This window comes from Knoellia koreensis, from assembly GCF_013041615.1.
Classification (GTDB): domain Bacteria; phylum Actinomycetota; class Actinomycetes; order Actinomycetales; family Dermatophilaceae; genus Pedococcus; species Pedococcus koreensis.
Map to the genome: position 1 here is coordinate 74,620 of NZ_JABEPQ010000004.1, position 17,073 is coordinate 91,692.

General features: G+C 72.6%; 19 protein-coding genes. 2 read left to right on the forward strand and 17 right to left on the reverse strand.

All coding sequences use genetic code 11. The features are described from left to right. Nucleotides 1-24 precede the first annotated feature (24 nt). From HJG52_RS16085 to HJG52_RS16100, 4 genes are read right to left on the reverse strand one after another with little or no spacing between them, the layout of a single operon-like run. The gene (locus HJG52_RS16085) at nucleotides 25-954 is read right to left on the reverse strand and encodes a triose-phosphate isomerase (RefSeq protein WP_171244650.1); all 930 of its coding nucleotides are present in this window, start codon (nucleotides 952-954) and stop codon (nucleotides 25-27) included. After that, nucleotides 951-1,454: a ribose-5-phosphate isomerase gene (locus HJG52_RS16090; RefSeq protein ID WP_171244651.1), complete on the reverse strand. Its 504-nt coding sequence runs from the start codon at nucleotides 1,452-1,454 to the stop codon at nucleotides 951-953. The genes HJG52_RS16085 and HJG52_RS16090 overlap by 4 nt, the downstream gene beginning before the upstream one ends. Then, on the reverse strand, nucleotides 1,451-3,208 hold the full coding sequence (locus HJG52_RS16095; RefSeq protein WP_171244652.1) for a dihydroxyacetone kinase family protein: 1,758 nt from the start codon (nucleotides 3,206-3,208) through the stop codon (nucleotides 1,451-1,453). Before HJG52_RS16095 ends, HJG52_RS16090 begins: the two co-directional genes overlap by 4 nt. Continuing rightward, nucleotides 3,205-4,146, reverse strand: a complete 942-nt coding sequence (locus tag HJG52_RS16100) for a TIM barrel protein (RefSeq protein ID WP_171244653.1) — start codon at nucleotides 4,144-4,146, stop codon at nucleotides 3,205-3,207. Before HJG52_RS16100 ends, HJG52_RS16095 begins: the two co-directional genes overlap by 4 nt. Nucleotides 4,147-4,254: 108 nt before the next feature. Here HJG52_RS16100 and HJG52_RS16105 point away from each other — a divergent pair, with 108 nt between their 5' ends. Further along, nucleotides 4,255-5,007 (forward strand): GntR family transcriptional regulator, encoded by a 753-nt coding sequence (locus tag HJG52_RS16105; protein ID WP_171244654.1) that lies wholly within the window; start codon nucleotides 4,255-4,257, stop codon nucleotides 5,005-5,007. A 102-nt stretch (nucleotides 5,008-5,109) separates the two neighbouring features. Beyond that, nucleotides 5,110-6,114 carry a 4-hydroxythreonine-4-phosphate dehydrogenase PdxA gene (locus HJG52_RS16110; protein ID WP_171244655.1) on the forward strand — a complete coding sequence of 335 codons (1,005 nt, stop codon included), beginning with the start codon at nucleotides 5,110-5,112 and terminating at the stop codon, nucleotides 6,112-6,114. Here HJG52_RS16110 and HJG52_RS16115 read toward each other — a convergent pair. The 13 genes from HJG52_RS16115 to HJG52_RS16175 all read right to left on the reverse strand — a co-directional run bounded on the left by HJG52_RS16115 (nucleotide 6,111) and on the right by HJG52_RS16175 (nucleotide 17,036). Next, nucleotides 6,111-7,604: a proton-conducting transporter transmembrane domain-containing protein gene (locus HJG52_RS16115; protein WP_171244656.1), complete on the reverse strand. Its 1,494-nt coding sequence runs from the start codon at nucleotides 7,602-7,604 to the stop codon at nucleotides 6,111-6,113. The genes HJG52_RS16110 and HJG52_RS16115 overlap by 4 nt on opposite strands. Beyond that, on the reverse strand, nucleotides 7,601-9,076 hold the full coding sequence (locus HJG52_RS16120) for an NADH-quinone oxidoreductase subunit M (RefSeq protein WP_171244657.1): 1,476 nt from the start codon (nucleotides 9,074-9,076) through the stop codon (nucleotides 7,601-7,603). Before HJG52_RS16120 ends, HJG52_RS16115 begins: the two co-directional genes overlap by 4 nt. Then, nucleotides 9,070-10,953 (reverse strand): proton-conducting transporter transmembrane domain-containing protein, encoded by a 1,884-nt coding sequence (locus tag HJG52_RS16125; RefSeq protein WP_171244658.1) that lies wholly within the window; start codon nucleotides 10,951-10,953, stop codon nucleotides 9,070-9,072. Before HJG52_RS16125 ends, HJG52_RS16120 begins: the two co-directional genes overlap by 7 nt. Continuing rightward, nucleotides 10,950-11,297 (reverse strand): NADH-quinone oxidoreductase subunit NuoK, encoded by a 348-nt coding sequence (gene nuoK / locus HJG52_RS16130; RefSeq protein ID WP_171244659.1) that lies wholly within the window; start codon nucleotides 11,295-11,297, stop codon nucleotides 10,950-10,952. The genes HJG52_RS16125 and nuoK overlap by 4 nt, the downstream gene beginning before the upstream one ends. Further along, nucleotides 11,294-11,815, reverse strand: coding sequence for an NADH-quinone oxidoreductase subunit J family protein (locus tag HJG52_RS16135; protein ID WP_171244660.1), 522 nt, complete (start codon nucleotides 11,813-11,815; stop codon nucleotides 11,294-11,296). The genes nuoK and HJG52_RS16135 overlap by 4 nt, the downstream gene beginning before the upstream one ends. Next, a complete protein-coding gene (locus tag HJG52_RS16140) occupies nucleotides 11,812-12,435 on the reverse strand; it encodes a NuoI/complex I 23 kDa subunit family protein (RefSeq protein WP_171244661.1) in 624 nt (207 codons plus the stop codon). Before HJG52_RS16140 ends, HJG52_RS16135 begins: the two co-directional genes overlap by 4 nt. Next, on the reverse strand, nucleotides 12,432-13,406 hold the full coding sequence (locus HJG52_RS16145; protein ID WP_346767788.1) for a complex I subunit 1/NuoH family protein: 975 nt from the start codon (nucleotides 13,404-13,406) through the stop codon (nucleotides 12,432-12,434). Before HJG52_RS16145 ends, HJG52_RS16140 begins: the two co-directional genes overlap by 4 nt. Then, nucleotides 13,403-13,948, reverse strand: a complete 546-nt coding sequence (locus HJG52_RS16150) for an NADH-quinone oxidoreductase subunit C (protein ID WP_171244662.1) — start codon at nucleotides 13,946-13,948, stop codon at nucleotides 13,403-13,405. Before HJG52_RS16150 ends, HJG52_RS16145 begins: the two co-directional genes overlap by 4 nt. Then, nucleotides 13,945-14,535, reverse strand: a complete 591-nt coding sequence (locus HJG52_RS16155) for an NADH-quinone oxidoreductase subunit B (RefSeq protein ID WP_171244663.1) — start codon at nucleotides 14,533-14,535, stop codon at nucleotides 13,945-13,947. Before HJG52_RS16155 ends, HJG52_RS16150 begins: the two co-directional genes overlap by 4 nt. A gap of 1 nt (nucleotide 14,536) precedes the next feature. Then, entirely contained in the window at nucleotides 14,537-14,896 is a 360-nt protein-coding gene (locus HJG52_RS16160; protein ID WP_346767789.1) for an NADH-quinone oxidoreductase subunit A, read from the reverse strand. 44 nt (nucleotides 14,897-14,940) lie between these two features. Then, on the reverse strand, nucleotides 14,941-15,717 hold the full coding sequence (locus HJG52_RS16165; RefSeq protein WP_171244664.1) for a hypothetical protein: 777 nt from the start codon (nucleotides 15,715-15,717) through the stop codon (nucleotides 14,941-14,943). Next, the gene (locus tag HJG52_RS16170; RefSeq protein ID WP_171244665.1) at nucleotides 15,717-16,262 is read right to left on the reverse strand and encodes a GNAT family N-acetyltransferase; all 546 of its coding nucleotides are present in this window, start codon (nucleotides 16,260-16,262) and stop codon (nucleotides 15,717-15,719) included. Before HJG52_RS16170 ends, HJG52_RS16165 begins: the two co-directional genes overlap by 1 nt. Nucleotides 16,263-16,358: 96 nt before the next feature. Then, nucleotides 16,359-17,036: a hypothetical protein gene (locus HJG52_RS16175; RefSeq protein WP_171244666.1), complete on the reverse strand. Its 678-nt coding sequence runs from the start codon at nucleotides 17,034-17,036 to the stop codon at nucleotides 16,359-16,361. Between the last annotated feature and the right edge of the window lie 37 nt (nucleotides 17,037-17,073).

Consider the following 17,073-nt stretch of genomic DNA (forward strand, 5'->3'; position numbering starts at 1 on the left):
CGAGGATCGACGTCCTTGTCGAGTTCATGACGTGCCTTCCAGATTGGTGGAACTCATTGTTCCGTGGGGGTTTTCAGTGGGTGTGGGGGTGTATGCCGCGTGCTCACCCGCGGTGACCGGCGGGCCTGGCTGGATGGTTTCGGTCGTCGGTGTGGTGGTGGCGGCGCGGACCGCGGCGTCGAGGATGGCGACGAGGCCGTCCACCGACCAGGCGCCGCGACCGACGAACAGCCCCTGGACGCCGGGCAGGTCGAGCAGCTGGGACGCGTTGCCGGTGTTGACCGAGCCGCCGTAGAGGAGGGCCGTCACGACACCGGCGCCGCGCTCACGCAGCCCCGGCATGACCTCAGCGAGCTCGTCCGGCAAGGGTTCTCTGCCCGATTCGCCGATGGCCCACACCGGTTCGTACGCCACGAGGACCGGTGCTCCGGTCCGGCCGCGGTCGCGGGCACCGTCGCCGTAGCCGGCCAGGGCGGCGTCGAGCTGTCGGGTCGTGACCTCGACCGCCCGGCCGGCCGCACGCTCTGCCTGGGTCTCGCCGACGCACACCAGCGGCACGAGCCCGTGCCGCACGGCGGCCGCCGTCTTGGCGCGCACGGTCTCGTCGGTCTCGCCGAAGTGCGCTCGTCGTTCGGAGTGCCCGATCTCGACCAGGCGTGCGCCGAGCTCGGCCACCTGCGGCACGGACACCTCACCGGTCCAGGCACCCGCGTCGTCCCAGTGGGCGTTCTGGACGCCGAGCAGCACGTCGTCGTCCGCGACGGCGCCGGCCAGGACGTCGCGCACAGCCGTGAACGCCGTCAGCGGTGGCAGGACGAAGGGCTGGACGCCGGGCCACGGGTGCTCGCCCCCAGCGGCACGCGAGCCGACCGCGGTGGCGAACTCCGCGGCATACTCGCGCGCCTCGGCGAGGCCCTTGGTCATCTTCCAGCTCGTGCCGACCCACAGCGTCATGGCGCGTCCTCGTAGGACTCGATGGCGGCGACCTTCTCCGCCGACGCCGAGGCAGGGTCGAAGGTGTAGCCCAGCCACTCACGGGCCAGTCGGCGGGCGAGCTCGAGGCCGATGACCCGCTGGCCGAAGGTGAGCACCTGGGCGTTGTTGGACAGCACCGCCCGCTCGACCGAGAACGAGTCGTGGGCCGTTACGGCGCGCACGCCGGGCACCTTGTTGGCGGAGATGGCGACGCCGAGACCGGTGCCGCAGACCAGGAGGGCGCGGTCGGCCGTCCCGTCGGCGACCATGCGGGCGGCCCGCACCGCCACGTGGGGGTATGCCGTCTTCTCGTCGTCGCCGCCGAGAGTCACCCCGACGTCGACCACCTCGGCCACGCGCGGGTCGGCCTCGAGGTCGGCCTTGAGCGCGTCCTTGTAGGCCGCGCCCGCGTCGTCGGCGCCAACGACGATGCGCAGCGGGCGGGTCTGGTCGACGGTCGGTTCGGCGTGCTGGCTCATGACGTGCTCTCCTGCGCAACGGCTTGCGGGGTAACGGTGTTCGTCGTGGTCGGCCACGCCCGTGCTGCCGTGGCAGCGACGAGCGCGAACGAGACGGCACCTGCGTCGGGGGTGCCCAGGCTGTGGTCGCCGTGGGTCTTCGCCCGGCCGAGCCGGGCGACCAGGTCGGCGGTCGCATCGGCTGCGCGACCTGCCGCCGCGACGGCGGCGGCGAGCGCCTCGGCTGCCGTGTCACCGGCCGCCACTCGGTCGGCCAGGGTGTCGGCGAAGGGGCGGGCCGCGTCGAGCATCGTCTTGTCGCCGACTCTCGCACCGCCGAGCCGGGCGAGCGCGGCCACAGCCGCCTCGACGGCCGCCACCAGCTCCTGCGGCCCCGGGGCGCGCTCGTCGCCGAGCGAAGCAGCCGCTGCGGCGAGCGCCCCACCCCACAGGGCCCCGGAGGTGCCGCCGGCGGCCTCGGACCATCCCAGTCCGGCAGCCGAGAGGGCACCACCGAGGCCGGTCCCTGACTCCACGGCCCCGGTGGCACGATCCGCGGCCGCGGCAGTTCCGCGGCTCATCCCGATGCCGTGGTCCCCGTCACCCGCGACGGCGTCGATGTCGCCGAGTCGCCCGGCCTCCCGCCCGATGGCGTCACGCACGGCGGCGAGGGCAACGACGAGCTGCTGGGCGGCATACCGGGACTCGGGCGACCCGTGGCCGGAGGCGACGGCGGCACCGCTGTCCTCGCGCACCTCGCGGCGCGGCGCCTGAGCAGGTGACCCGCGACGGAAGGCGGGCGTGTCGGCGGGCGCCAGCCAGAGTCGCTCGAGCTCGTCGTCGAGGACCGTCAGCGTGAGCGAGACCCCGGCCATGTCGAGGCTCGTGACCAGCTCGCCGACCTCCGGTCCCACCGGGGTGAGTCCCTTCTCGGCCAGGTGGGCGGCGAGCCGGCGGTAGAGGACGAAGAGCTCCTCGTGGGTGGTCGAGCCGAGCCCGTTGACCAGGACCGCGACCCGGTCGCCGGGGCGGTCCGGGCCGAAGTCGACCAGGATGCGGTCGAGCAGCAGGTCGGCCAGCTCATCGGCCGTGACGAGGTCACCCTCCCCCAGACCGGGCTCGCCGTGGATGCCGAGGCCGAGCCCGAGTCGCCCGGTCGCGACGGTGAACAGCGGCTCACCGGCCCCGGGGAGCGTGCATCCGGTGAAGGCCACGCCGAACGAGCGGGTGCGGGAGTCGGCGAGGCGACCGACGCGCTCGACGTCGTCGAGGCCCATGCCCTCGGCCGCCGCGGCGGCTAGGCACTTGAAGACCACGAGGTCACCGGCGACCCCGCGCCGCGTCGACGCCTGGTCGGTCGGGGCGGAGGCGACGTCGTCGGCGACCGCGACGATGCGCACGTCGTGCCCCTCGGCGCGCAGGATCTCGGCGGCCTGGCCGAAGTGCAGGACGTCGCCCGCGTAGTTGCCGAAGCCGAGGACGACACCGCCACCCTGCTGCGCGGTGCGGGCGACGTTCGCGATGTGGGTGGCGGGCGGCGAGGCGAACGTGTTGCCGCACGCGGCCGCGTGGGCGAAGCCACGGCCGACCCAGCCCGCGAAGGCCGGGTAGTGGCCGGAGCCGCCGCCGAGGACCACACACACCTCACCGTCGGGCGACGAGGTCGCGCGCACCGCGCCTCCGGTGACCGCCACCAGGTGCTCCGGGTATGCCGCGGCGAGGCCTTCGACCGCCTCGCGGGCGAAGTCGTCGGGGGCGTTGTGCACGAACGTCATTCGGACACCTCGAGCTTGATGCGCAGCAGGTCGCGCAGGTAACGGCGGTTGGTCGCGGAGACCCCGAGGCCGTCGCCGCCGTAGTGCTCCGTGCAGATCGGGCCCTGGAAGCCTGCGGCGAGGGCCATCTCGACGGCCCGCCGGTAGTCGACGACGCCGAGCTCGAGTGGCGCCGGGATGGAGATGTAGGCACCGGAGGCCGGGTCGTGGGCGCGGAAGTAGTTCTTGACGTGCCAATAGTTGGCGCGGGGCAGGGTCTTGGCGAGGATCTCCTGCCACGCCTCGACCGGTCGGTGCAGGCGGACGATGTTGCCGACGTCGGGGTTGAGGCCGACGTTGTCGAGGTCGATGGCGTCGACCATCCGCAGGCACGAGTCGGCGGTGCCGAGGAAGGTGTCCTCGTAGAGCTCGAGCGAGACATCGACCCCTAGCTCGGCAGCGGCTCGGCCGACCTCGCGAAACCGGGAGGCGGCGAGCATGAAGGCGTCGCCGTCCTGCAACGGGTCGGCGTCGCTGGCGGCAGTCCAGAACCACTCGGCCTGCTGCTGCTCGGGCAGGAGCGGGCGGTGCAGCCCGAGACAGACGACGGGTGCTCCGATCTCGGCGGCGGCCTCGACGGTGCGCAGGGCGTAGGCGAGGTTGTCCTGCCCGTCGCGCGGATCAATGACGCTGCGGCGGACCACGGAGATCGCGGTCAGGCCGAGGCCGGCGTCCTTGAGGGCCCGCACCAGGTCGGCGCGTCCGGCGGGGTCGAGGTCCCCGGGACGCAGCCAGGAGTCGGTGAGGTCGACGTGGTCAAAGCCGGCGGCCCGCACCTCCGCGAAGATCCGCGACCAGTGCTGGGGGCCGGCGTCCTGCACGCTCATCCCGGCCCGGGTCGTCCCCGGGAACTGGATGAGCGCCGCCCCGATGGGCCAGTCGTCCGCCGTCGGCGCCACCTGTCGACTCCTTCGTCCGTGGCCCGGCACCGGGTCGGTGCTCGGTTCGAATACTATAGGATCTATGCCACAGGGTTTGTCCAGCCCTCCCGCTAGGATTTCTCCGCGATGACCCAGACCCCCGACTCCTCGAGCACCCGCGCCACCGCCCTGCGAGGCCGGCTGGACGAGGCGCCCATCGAGCGCCGAGCCCTGCGCGACGGCGTCTACGACAAGCTGCTGGAACTACTGCTCGAGGGTGGTGTGCAGCCCGGCCAGAGCCTGTCCATCGACGGGCTGGCGCGTGACCTCGGGGTCTCCCCCACGCCCGTGCGCGAGGCCATGGTGCAGCTCGAGCACACGGGGCTGGTGACCCGGGCGGCGCTCAAGGGGTATCGCGTCGCCCCGCCCCTGACCAGGGAGCGGATGGCCGAGCTGGTCGACGCCCGGTCGCTGCTGGAGCTGGCCGCCGTTCGGGGCGCGATTCCGTTGACTGACAACGGACTTCTACACCTGAAGGCAGCCCATGCCGACCACGTGGTGGCTGCCGCCGAGGTCAAGGAGAGCCAGTCGCAGGACGACGGCACCGAGTGGCCCGCCCTGCGCCGCTACTACGACGCCGACTGGGCGTTCCACCGCACCCTGTTCGAGCACTGCCACAACAGCTACCTGCTCCAGCTGGCCCAGTCGCTGTCGCCACAGGTGCACCGGATGCGCCAGTCCGCGGGCCACGGCGTGACCGACGTCGACCTGGCCGTGGCCGAGCACGCAGCCATCCTCCGGGCGGCGACCACGGGTGACGTCGAGGCCACCGTGGAGCAGATGCGCAGCCACCTCGAGGGTGTGCGCCAGCGCTCGCTCGCCGACTCCGCCGACGCCTGACGGCGACGCCCACCCCCGCGCCCGCCCGGACGAGACGGGGTTGACAGCGCACGCGCCGCGCTGAATCCTATAGGAAACTCACCGGCATACCTCTGGAGAACCATGTCCGCCACCCCTGTGCCCCGCCTCGCCCTCACCCTCGGTGACCCCGCCGGGATCGGCCCGGAGCTGGCGGTCCGCCTGCTCGCCGACCCGGCCAACCGCGAGCGCGCTCAGGTGCTCGTGCTCGCCGAGCCCGAGGAGTTCGCAGCCCACTGCGCCGAGGCCGGCGTCGAGGTGCCGCTGTCGGACACCCCCGGCCCCGGGCTGGTCACCCTCGTCGGTGCCGGCGCACCGGTGCAGCAGGTCGAGCGCCGGAAGGTGAGCACGGCGGCCGGCGAGCGGGTCATGACCGACCTCACCAAGGCCCTGCGGCTGTACGAGGAGGGCACGGTCGACGCGATCATGTTCACGCCGCTCAACAAGGCGTCCCTGCACCTGGCCGGCATGCACGAGGAGGACGAGCTGCGCTGGTTCGCCAAGCAGCTCGGGTTTGACGGCGTGACGTCCGAGCTCAACTTCGTGCCCGATCTGGTGACCTCACGGGTCACGTCCCACATCCCCCTGTCAGGTGTCGCCCAGCGGATCAACGCCACCTCGGTGCTCGACGCGATCCGCCTGCTCGACGACGTCCTCAAGGGCTCCGGCATCGAGGCGCCGCGCCTCGCGGTGTGCGCGCTCAACCCGCACGCAGGCGAGAACGGCCAGTTCGGGCGGGAGGAGATCGAGCACATCTCCCCCGGCGTGAAGCTCGCACAGGTCGAGGGCATCGACGCCAGCGGCCCGTTCCCCTGCGACACGATCTTCATCAGCGCCAAGGCCGGCAACTACGACGGTGTCGTGACGATGTACCACGACCAGGGCCAGATCGCGATGAAGCTCATGGGCTTCGACCGCGGCGTCACCGTGCAGGGCGGCCTGCCCGTGCCGATCTGCACGCCCGCGCACGGCACGGCCTTCGAGCTGGTCGGCACCGGCAAGGCGAACCTCGGCCCGAGCCAGCACGCCTTCGACCTCGCCGTCGCGCTCGGCACCCGTCTGCGCCGCGACGCCGCTCCGGCCGCCTAGTCGACGAGGCCCAGCAGCAGCTGTGGCATGAGGCTGGTCGCCGCCAGCAACAGGGTGGCGACGGCGAGGCCGGCGACCGCGCTGCGCGGCACGCGTCGCACGACCGCCGCGGTGGGGCCGCGGTCCGGGTCGCGCAACGTCACCGCGAACCACCGCAGGTAGACGGCGACACCGACCACCGCGTTGACGAGGGCGACCGCGGCCAGCGTCCACTGGCCGGCGTCGACCACCGGACGCAGCGCGAGGACCTTCGCGACCAGGCCGATGATGCCCGGCGGCAGACCGGCGAGTGAGAGGAGCGCGAGCCCGAGGGCGCCGCCGAGCAGCGGGTGCGAGCGCAACAACCCCGTGTATGCCGCGAGCGTGCGTCGGTCTGCCCCGACCCCTCTCGCGGCCGGCGCCGTCGAGACCACGTGGACCACGGCGAACGCGGTGAGCGTGGCCAGCACGTAGGCCGCGAGGTATCCGGACGACGCGGCGACGGACAGGGCGGAGGCCGCCGACAGCGGCAGCACCACCCACCCGGCCTGGGCGACGGTCGACCAGGCGAGCAGGCGCACCGGGTCGTCCTGCACGAGGGCCAGGACGTTGCCCACGGTCATGCTCAGCGCGGCGACGATGCCGATGGCGACCAGCACCGGCCCCTGCGCGGCGACCAGCGGCCCGAGGACGACGAGCAGGGCTGCGAGCGCGGCGACCTTGGAGGTTGCCGCGAGGAAGGCCGCGACCGGTTCGGACCCACCGGCATACGCCTGCGGTGTCCACGCGTGGAACGGCACGAGCGAGAGCTTGAAGCCGAGCCCCGCGAGCAGCAACAGGACCGACAGCACCAGCACAGGGCGGCGCTGTGCGTCGGCGAGGGCCGAGGCCACGGCGCCACCGGCGAACACGGCCTGCCCCGTGGCGAGCACCCACAGCGCGGCCCCCAGCACGACCATCGCGAACGACACGAGCGAGGTGGTCAGCAGCGCGAGTGCTCCACGCCCCGCCGCAGCCGTGCCGCGCAGGGCCACAAGGGCGATGACCGGCAGCGTCGCGAGCTCGAGGCAGACGAGCCACGAGCCCAGGTCGTGGGCTGCCGCGACCCCTGCCGCCCCGGCGCTGGCCGTCAGGATGAGACAGGCCTCGACCGCGGGGCCACCGCGCAGCCGCAGCGTCTCCGGCGCGGCGCCGGGCCAGGCGAGCAGCAACACCACCGCGGCCGCGACCAGGGCGACCAGCTGGAGAGCACTCGCCGCGGGACCGGCCTCGTAGAGGCACGCACCCTCCGGGGCGGGCAGGCACAGGGTGCGCACGGGCCGGTCGGCTGGCTGCACCGTGCCGGGCACGCTCAACGCGGCACCGGCCAGCAGTGCCAGGAGCGCGACGACGAAGTGCAGCCGTGCCAGCCGGGGCGCGAGGGCGTCCAGGACCAGCACGAGGACGGCACCCGCGGCCGGCGCGAGCACCGGCCCGAGGGCAAGCCAGTCGATGGTCACGAGCGAGTTCACGGGCCACCCCCGACCAGTGCCGCGACACTGCCGCTGGTCAGTGCCAGCAGCGGCCCGGGCAGCACCCCGAGGACGAGCGTGGCCAGGACGAGGACCGAGGCGACGTCCCACTCGCTGTCGCGGCTGTCCTCGATCAGCGGTTCACGTCGCTCCCCCGCCCAGACGACGCGCGCCACGCGCAGGGCGTATGCCGCCGCGAGCACCGTCCCGAGCGCGGCCACGACCGCGATGGTGCGGAACAGCGCGAGGGGACGGTCGTCGGCCGGTGACCACGCGGCATACACGGCGAGGAACTCACCCCAGAACCCCGCGAGCCCGGGCAGACCCAGCGACGCGGCGAGGCCCACCACGAGCGCGAACCCGAGGCGCGGCGCGACCTCGCGCACGGCGGCCCGGGCGGTGCGCAGGTCCGTGCCGCCCCAGCGGTCCTTGAGGCCGCCGACGACGACGAACAACAGGGCCGAGATGACGCCGTGCGCGACGTTCGCGAACAGCGCGGCTTGCAGCCCGGTCTGGGTGCCGCTGGCGATGCCGATGACGACGAAACCCATGTGCGCCACCGAGGAGTAGGCGATGAGGCGCTTGAGATCGCGCTCGGCGAGGCAGGCCAGGCCACCCCAGATGATGCTCACCGCGCCGAGCACGGCGAGGTAGGGCGCGACCCGCTGGAACCCGTCGGGCACGGTGGCGAGCGGCAGCCGGACCAGGCCGTAGGTGCCCATCTTGAGCAGCACCGCGGCCAGCAGCACCGAGCCGGCGGTCGGTGCGGTCGTGTGCGCCGGCGGCAGCCACGTGTGGAGCGGGAAGACCGGGACCTTGACCGCGAGCCCGGCGACGAGGAGCGCCGCGATGAGCACCTGCGTGCCGACGGGTATGCCGTGGCCGGCGGCTCGCGCGAGGACGTCGAGGTCGGCGGTCCCCGCCTTGACGACGAGGGCGAGGATGCCGAGCAGCATCAGGGTCGAGCCGAAGACCGTGTAGAGGACGAATCGCCCTGCGGCGTCAGCCCTTTGGCGTCGGTCGTGTGGGTCGCCGAACCGGCTGATGAGCACCCACATCGGCACCAGCACGACCTCGAATGCGACGAAGAACAGCACGGCGTCGCGGGCGTAGAAGGTGGCGAGGGCGCCGAACTCGACGAGCAGCAGGCAGGCGTGGAAGGCGCCGGGTGTGCCGCCGCTGGGCTGGCGGTCCATCGAGTGCACCACGACACCGACCCCGAGGATCGCGGTGAGCAGCAGGAGCGGCGCGCTGATCCCGTCGACGGCGAGGTGCCAGCGCAGGCCGAGCGCCGGCACCCACGGCCGGTCGACCTCCGGTCGGGTGATGACCGCGACGATGACCGCCGCGAGGGTGAGCACGGTCGCGGTGACGGTGATGCGGTTGTCCCACTTGTGCGAGACGACCCGGCCGGCGCTCAGCAGCCACACCGCCACGGCGGCGGGCAGCACCAGGCTCACGAGGATCACCACAGCGCCACCCCCGCAAGGGCCACCGCGACGACTCCGGCGACGACCCAGGCCAGGCCGCTCGCGGCGCGCTCGCGCTGGTGCGCGCGGTTGCCGCCCTTTCCGGCCCAGTAGGCCGTCACGGCTGTGCCGCGCACGTAGGCATCGACGACCTCACGGTCGAGGAAGGTGACCAGGTCGGCGAGCTTGAGTACTGGCCTGGCGACGAGGGTCACGTAGAGCCGGTCGACACCGAACCCCTTGTCGAACAAGGCCATTCGCGCCGAACCGAACAGACGGGTGGCAGGGTCGGGTTGGTCGTCGACGGGGACGGTGCGCACGGCGAGCCCCGCGCCGACGACGAGCAGCAGGCTGACCAGGGCGAGCAGCCAACCGAAGTGGGTCTCGAGGTCGAGCAGCGGCGTGAACACGACCACGCCGCCAACCACCGACAGGACGGTGAGGACCGTGACGGCGGTGCGCACGGGGACGCCGGCGGAGTCGGAGTCGTGCCGGGTGACGTCGGCACTGCCCACGTGGTCGAGCACGAGCCAGGCGCGCATGCAGTAGGCGGCGGTGAGGGGGACGGTGACGATGCCGGCGAGCAGCACCAGCCAGCCGCGGCCACCCTCGGAGGCGCCGGCCTCGGCTGCACTGAGGACGTACTCTTTGGAGACGAACCCGACCAGCGGCGGCACCCCGGCGAGGGCCAGCAGCCCGACGAACATGGCCGGGCGGATGAACAGGTGGCCGCGCAGACCGCCCTGCATGCGGGCGGCCGCGGTGCTGCCGACGGCGATGCTGAGCCACCCGATCGCGAGGAACAGCAACGCCTTGAAGAACGCGTGCGAGTAGAGGTGGAGCACGCCGGCTCCCGGCCCCTCGTCGGCAGGCGCGACCGCGAGCGCGGACAGCATGAGGGCGACCTGGCTCAACGTCGAGTAGGCGAGCAGCCGCTTGAGGTCGCTCTGCCCGAAGGCGAGCACCGCGGCATACACCATCGTCACGGCCGTGCTCACCGCCAGCAGCCACCGCGCCCCGTCGGCCGCGACGAGGACGTCGAAGAGCTGGGCGAGGACGAACGTCCCGGCGGCGACCATGGTGGCGGCGTGGATGAGCGCGGAGGCCGGGGTCGGGCCCTCCATCGCGTCGGGGAGCCAGTCGTGGAACGGCACCATGCCCGACTTGCCGAGGACCCCGATCACGAGCAGTGCCATGGCGACCGTGCGCAGGGTCCCGCTCGGCGCCGCGCAGGCCCCGGCGTCGGCGCACCCGGCGGTGCCACCCCAGAAACCGACGACCTCCCGGTATGCCGTCGAGCCGGGTCCGGCGGCCAGGATCACCACGCCCAGGACGAAGCCGACGTCGGCGAGCCGGGTGACCAGGAACGCCTTGAGCGCCGCCCGGCGGGCCGATTCCTTGCGCGACCAGTGGCCGATGAGCAGGTAGGAGCACCAGCCCATGACCTCCCAGCCGACGAGGGTCAGGACGAGGTCGGCGGACTGGACGGTGAGGAGCATGCCCGCGGTGAAGAGCGAGACGGTGGCGGCGAAGGTGCCGTAGCGGTCGTCGTCGCGCAGGTACCAGCCGGCGAACGCCTGCACGGCCCAGCCGACGACGGCCACCACGAGCGCGATGAGTGCCGGTGCGGTGGTCGCCTGCAGCAGCAACGGGATTCGCAGCTCACCGGCGTCGAGGGCCGGCGCGACCTGGAGCGCCCGCACGGGTCCGGTGGAGTGGACGCCGATGACCTCGACGAGGGCGACGATGACCGTGGCGAGCGAGCCCACGGTGGCGACGAGCCGGGCGGCCCGCGGGTCGATCCGGCGGGCGACGAGCAGCCCGAGGACGGCCGCGACGGCGGGAAGCAGGACGACGAGGCGGGCGGCGGTGGCGGTCACCGTGCCCCCTCGCGCTCGTCGGCCGGTGGCAGCGCACCGTCACTCGAGCGTTCGACGGTGAGGTCGACGTCACCGCGTAGCCGGAAGACCGCGAGCACCACGGCCAGCGCGATGACCACCTCGGCGGCGGCGATCGTGATGACGAAGAGTGTGAGCACGTTGCCGGCGCTCCACCGGTCCCCGCCGGAGGCACCGATGGTGACGAGCAGGAGGTTGGCCGCGTTGAGGACGAGCTCGACGCCGATGAGGACGAGGACGGCGTTGCGGCGGGCGAGGATGCCGTACGTGCCGAGGCCCGCGAGGAGGGCCACGAGCAGGTAGGGACCGGTGAGGTGCAGCGTCATCGGCGCCCCTCCCGTCCCGGTGCTCCCCCGACGAGGCGTGAGACCGCCAGGGCACCGACCAGAGAGACGAGGAGCAGCAGCGACAACAGCTCGAACGGCCACACCCAGATGCCGAAGATGTCTTGCGCCAGTGAGGCGTTCGGGATCTCGTGCCGGCGGACGACGCCGTCGGCCAGCGGGAGCAGGGTGGCGGCGAGCAGGGCCGCGACGGCGGCGCCGAGGACAGCGGCGAGCAGCCGGTGGATCCGCCCGGTCGAGAGCTCGCGGTTGGGACCGATCGGCGCGCGCGTGAGCATGAGGGCGAAGAGCACGAGCACGACGATCGCCCCGACGTAGACGAGCAGCTGCACCAGCGCCACGAACTCGGCACCGAGGACGAGGTAGCACCCCGCGACGGCGCCGAGGCAGACGACCAGCCAGAGCGCCGCGTGGACGACGTGCCGGGTCGTGACGGCGAGCAGTCCGCTGCCGGCGGCGATGGCACCCACGGCGGCGAACGCGACGTCGAGGGTGGTCATGCGTCGGGTTCCGTCGGCTTCGCGTCGTCGGCCGCGGGCCGCTGGGGCCGGACGCGGGCGGGCCGGTCCTTGGCGACGAGCCGCGACGCGCCGCGGGCGGGCTTGTGCGTCGCGGCGATCTCGGCTGGCTCGGCGGACCGCTCGTCGAGGGCGGGGGGCGGTGGCACCGTGGGCATCCACTCCGCGAGTCGCTGCTTCTCGTGCAGGAGGTCGCGGATGTCGAGCTCGGCGTACTCGAACTCGGGGCTCCAGTGCAGCGCGTCGAACGGGCACACCTCGATGCAGATGCCGCAGTACATGCACAGCGAGAAGTCGATGGCGAACCGGTCGAGCACGTTGCGCTGCCGCTCTCGCCCGCCGGGGGTCGTCGCCGGGATCGTCTCCTTGTGCGAGTCGATGTAGATGCACCAGTCGGGGCACTCGCGGGCGCACAGCATGCAGGAGGTGCAGTTCTCCTCGAGCAGCGCGATGACGCCGCGCGACCTCGGAGGGAGGGTCGGCGAGACGTCGGGATACTCGGCCGTGTGGCTGGGGGTGGCGAGGGTGCGGGCCGTCGTGGCGAGCCCCTTGAGCAGACCGGGTATGCCGGTGCCGCCAGTTCCCTTGTCGCGCTTAGTCATTCGAACATCACCACCCCAACCGCGGTGACGGCCAGCTGGGCCAGGGCCATCGGGACGAGCACCAACCAGGCGAGCCGCTGGAGCTGGTCCTCGCGCAGACGCGGCCAGGCCACGCGCAGCCAGATGATGAGGACTGCGACGGCAAAACCCTTGAGCAGCGTCCAGATCCACCCGACCTGCTCACCCCAGGGTCCCTGCCAACCCCCGAGGTAGAGGACCGCGAACAGCAGTGACATGACGACGATCCCGGCGTACTCGGACAGCAGGAAGAACGCGAACCGCAGCCCGGTGTACTCGGTGTAGGGGCCGAACACGATCTCGGAGTCGGCGACCGGCATGTCGAAAGGCGGCCGCTGGAGCTCGGCGACCGCGGCGACGAGGAAGACGATCGCGCCGGGCAGCTGCCAGAGGAGCCACCACGGCTGCCAGTCGAGGGCGATCACGCGCAGCGACAAGGTGCCGGCCGCGAGGCAGACACTTGCGACGGCCAGGACGAGGGGGAGCTCGTAGGCGAGCAGCTGGGCGGCGGACCGCATGGCACCGAGCAGGGAGTACTTGTTGGCGCTGGCCCAGCCCGCCATGAGGGTGCCCAGGATGCCGACCGCGGTGGCCGCGAGGACGAACACGGCCGAGGCGTTGGTGGGGGCCGCGACGACGCTCGGCGACAGCGGAATCACTGCGAGGGCAACGAGATACGGCACGAGCGCGACCGCCGGTGCGAACCGGAAGACCGACCGGTCGGCAGCGGCCGGGGTGATGTCCTCCTTCTGCACGAACTTGACCCCGTCGGCGACCAGCTGCGCCCACCCGTGGAACCCGCCGGCATACATCGGGCCGAGCCGGCCCTGCATGTGCGCCATGACCTTGTGCTCGGTCTGGCCGACGAGGAGGGGCAGCACGAGGAAGGCGGCGAGCACTCCGACCGCGCGCAGGACGACCTCGAGGGGCTGGGTGATGACGACCTCGTTCACCGCGGCCCCCACTGCGGGTCGGGTATGCCGGGTGCGCTGACGCGGCGTCGGCCGGTCGGCTTGGCGTGGACGTCACCGGACTCGCCCGGCTCCTTGGCTCCGGGCCACGGCTTGGAGGCGCGCGCGGCGAGGACGAACGACTTGCGCAGGGGTGTGCCCTCGAAGCCGTCCGGCAGGAGGAGCGGCCGCAGACCCAGGCCCGTGCCGTCGTCGAAGCCGGTGAACTCGATGCCGAACATCTCGTGCGTCTCGCGCTCGTGCCAGGCCGCGCCCGGGAAGAGCTCGGTGAGGCTGTCGACCGAGGCGCCCTCGGGGATACGGGCGCGAACCAGCCTGTGGCGCAACGCCTTCGGCGTGCGGATGTCGATGAGGTGGCAGACGAGGTCGAAGCCGGGGTCGTCGTCACGGTCGGTCTCGTCGACCGCCGTCAGCCAGTCGAAGAAGGTGAAGCCCTCCTCGCGCAGGGCCTCGACCGCGCCGCGCCACTCCCCCGGCGCGACCTCGAGCCGCTCGTCGACGGATGCCTGGGGGATGTCGGTCATGAAACGCCACCCCCGGACGGGGGCGCGATGAGGTCGCGGGTGAGCTCCGCAGAGGCGGCGGTGCGGTGCCCGGCATACTTGGCACGAATCCCCTTGGTGCTCAACGACTCCGTGGCGATCTTCTCCTGGAGGCGGATGATGCCCTGGAGCAGGGACTCGGGTCGGGGCGGGCATCCGGGCACGTAGACATCGACGGGGATGATCGAGTCGACGCCCTTGGTGACGCAGTAGGAGTCCCAGTAGGGGCCCCCGGAGTTGGAGCAGGCGCCGAAGGAGATGACGTACTTCGGCTCGGGCATCTGGTCGTAGAGGCGACGCACGGCCGGCGCCATCTTGTCGGTCACCGTGCCGCTGACGACCATGAGGTCGGCCTGGCGTGGACCGGGGGCGAACGGGATGACGCCGAGCCGGATGAAGTCGTGGCGGGCCATCGAGGCTGCGATGAACTCGATGGCGCAGCAGGCCAGCCCGAAGTTGAAGACCCACAACGAGTACCGGCGTCCCCAGTTGAGGACCACCTTGACGGGCGTGGGCGCGATGTCCTGGCCCAGCCCCACCCGGGGCAGCGGAAGGTCGACCTGGGCCATGTCAGAGCCACCTCAGCAGGCCGCGGCGACCGGCGTGGACCAGCCCGACCAGCAACACCCCGACGAACACGGCGATCTCGACCAGCGAGACGGCGCCGAGATGGGCGTTGCGGACGACCAGCGCCCAGGGGAACAGGTAGACCGCGTCGACCGCGAAGATCACGTAGAGGAAGGCGTAGACGAAGTAGCGCACCTGCGTCTGCGCCCAGTCGACGCCCACGGGGTCGACGCCGGACTCGTACGTCGTCAGCTTCGCGTGGGTCGGCGCCCTGGGCGCGAGCACCGCCCTCGCGCCCATCGCAGCCACGAACAGCAGCAGGCCGACCACGACCACTGCGGCGATGACGACGTAGGGCGACACGTCCGGCAGCCTAGTAGCGATGGGCGTTGCGTGGCCCGACCGGCTCAGTGGGGCTTGCCACTCGCGAGCGCAGCCGGGTCGGGTTGGGACGGGCGTCCGCCGATGAAGTCGTCCCACCGCTGCCGCACGGGCCCCCAACGCTTCTCGAACTCGGCGTCCCGGCGCGCAGCGTGGGCCACCCGGGCCGGCGAGTAGAACCAGCGCGCCCACGGCGAGCGCGGTCGCGCGAGCCGCGCCGCGGCATACCAGGCAATCGGTGCCGCGAACGTCCCGATCACGGCCGTCGGGAACTTGCCCTTCAGCGCGACCACGGCGACGAGCAGGAAGTGCACGACCAGCGCCCCAGTGACCCCGAGGCGCACGAACCGAGTGGTGTCACTGAGCCCCGGCACCTCGGTGGGTGAGACGCCCACGACCGCCAGACCGACGCACGCCGCGACGAGGGTGACGACGTTGACCGACAGCTGACCCTCCTGGCTCCAGTAGACGTCCTGGAGGTGGAAGATCATCGCGAACTCGTCGAGCACCAGCGACGCCCCGATGCCGATCAGGGCGGCCGCGACGTAGTCGAGCGGTCCCCGCCCGTCGGCGCCCACGGCCGTGAAGGCGCCGGTGACGAGGAGGACCGTGCCCGGCGTCGAGTGGTGCAGGTGGGTGCCACCACTGCTCAGGTTGTGGAACGGCCCGCGCCCCGCGCGGATCAGGCGCGTGACCGTGCGCGTCGCGAGGAAGGTCACCACGAACGCCACGAACGCCAGCAGCAGCGGACCCTTGTGGCCACCGACGACCTCGTGGTCCCACCAGTCGCCGAGCCAGCCCATCAGCTGAGCCGGTCGAAGGCGGGGGCGTAGCGGAACGCGCCTCCGGGGCAGCCCACCCAGGCATCGAGGCGGCGGAGCAGGAAGTTGTCGCGGCCCCAGTCCTGCGGCGGGGTGACGTGGTGGTCGACGGCCGGCTCGAACCCGAACCGTGGGTAGTAGTCGGCGTGCCCGAGCAGGACGATGCCGCGCAGGCCCATCGCGTCGGCGGCGGCGACGGTGGCGTGCATCAGCGCCGACCCGATGCCCTCGCGCTGGAGGTCCGGCTTCACGCCGATCGGGCCGAGCGCCACGACCTCGCCGGTGCGCCCGTCGAGGGTGGCCGCGCTCATGGCGACGTGGCCGACGACCCGCCCGGTCTCGTCCTCGGCGACCAGGGTCAGCTCGGGCACGAGGTCGCCGTCGGCGCGCAGCTCGTCGACGAGGGTCGCCTCGAGGAGGCCGTCGGACGCGGGGCGGCCGTCATCTGTCGGTCCGTGGGTGAAGGCCGCGCGGTGGAGTGCGCGGATGGTGTCGTGGTCGGCGGCGGCTTCGCGTCGGATGAGCACGACCCGAGGGTATGCCGCGTGACTGGGTCGGTGTCCCCGCTTTCCGGGGTGCGGGCGCTTGCTTGCGTCTGCGTGAGGGGTGGCCACAGCCGCCGTTCACGCAGACGCAAGCACGTCGGCGGCGAGGTCGACGGCGGCCCGAGCCACACTCCCGGGGTCGCGCAAGTACTCGAGGTGACCGCCACCCACCTGCTCGACGACCCAGCCGGCCTGGGTCGCGAAAGCCAGCTCCGCGGCATACGTGTCGTCGAACGCAAGATAGGCGCGGCGACCAGCCGCCCAGCCGACCGGCACGGGGAGTCGGCCCTCGAAGTAGGAAGGACGGAGGCGCGGTGCCTCGGCGAGGACCCGCTCGAACCAGTCCGACGTCGGGAAGAGCGGCTCGACGTCGGCGCGCGGCCACCACGCCGGCCAGGGCGGAAGCCGGTCCTCGGACAGCGGCAGGCCAGTCACGAAGTCGGCGAACTGCGTTGGGGCGAGTGGGGTTTCGCGTCCCTGGTCCATGGGGAGGGCGGCGTCCATGGCGATGAGCGTGGCGTCCGTGTGGGCACTGAGAACGGGCAGGTAGTAGCCGGCGTTGCTGTGTGCCACGACGAGGTCCGTCCGTTCGGTCGCCCGGGCGAAGGCGGCGAGGACGTCGCGTGGGTCGGAGGGATCGTCCGGAAGGGCGGCGAGCCCTGCTCGCCAGCCGCCCAGGGCGGCCAGCTCCGCGACGAATGGCTCGTACGTCGCCGGCCCGAGCAGCGGGCTCGGCAGGACCACGGCGACAACCACCACGTGAGCGTATGCCGCGGGCCGGCTCAGGGCGCGC